Here is a 788-nt window from a genome sequence, read left to right as displayed (position 1 = left end):
TGATTCACGGCTCAAAAACGAGCGGTGAACATGTCTGATCTTTTCTGGCTGACGGAGGCGCAAATGGCGCGTCTGGAGCCCTTCTTCCCGAAATCCCATGGCAAGCCACGGGTCGATGACAGGCGTGTGTTGAGCGGGATTATCTTCATCAATCGCAATGGGTTAAGATGGCGCGACGCCCCGGCTGCCTATGGACCGCATAAGACGCTGTATAACTGTTGGAAGCGCTGGAGCGATAGGGGCATCTTCGCACAGATGATGGTCGGTTTGGCCGCCGCGCACGGCGAAGAAAAGACCGTCATGATTGACGCCACTTACCTCAAAGCGCACCGTACGGCGTCCAGTTTGGGCGTCAAAAAGGGGGGCGTGGCCGACTGATTGGCCGCACCAAGGGCGGCATGAATACGAAGCTGCATGCCATCTGCGACAGCAAAGGCCGCCCGCTGAATCTGTTTGTCACCGCTGGACAGGTCAGCGATTACATTGGTGCGCGGGCACTGCTGGGCAGTATGCCGCAGGTCGATTGGCTGCTCGGTGATCGCGGCTATGATGCTGATTGGTTCAGAGAAGCGTTAAAAGGCAAGGGGATACGGCCCTGCATCCCGGGTCGAAAGCAACGCAAGAAAACCGTCAAGTATGACAAGCGCCGGTACAAACGACGCAACCGGATCGAGATCATGTTCGGCAGGCTAAAGGACTGGCGGCGCGTGGCAACCAGATACGACAGATGCCCAAAGGTCTTCCTGTCGGCAATCGCTCTCGCCGCAACCGTCATCTACTGGTTATGA

Annotated in this window: 1 protein-coding gene; it reads left to right on the top strand. The window is 57.2% G+C overall.

Going from position 1 to position 788, the window contains the following annotated elements:
* Positions 1–30 precede the first annotated feature (30 nt).
* A protein-coding gene (locus ABLN87_RS22310; RefSeq protein ID WP_353014304.1) for an IS5 family transposase occupies positions 31–788 on the top strand; the annotation gives its coding sequence in 2 pieces (ribosomal slippage) (positions 31–352 and positions 352–788; 759 coding nt in all).

The organism is Ruegeria sp. SCP10 (assembly GCF_040329495.1).
In the GTDB taxonomy this organism is placed as follows: Bacteria; Pseudomonadota; Alphaproteobacteria; order Rhodobacterales; family Rhodobacteraceae; genus Ruegeria.
The sequence above is the reverse complement of the archived record's forward strand: the minus strand, read 5'-3'. Positions and strand labels throughout refer to the sequence as shown.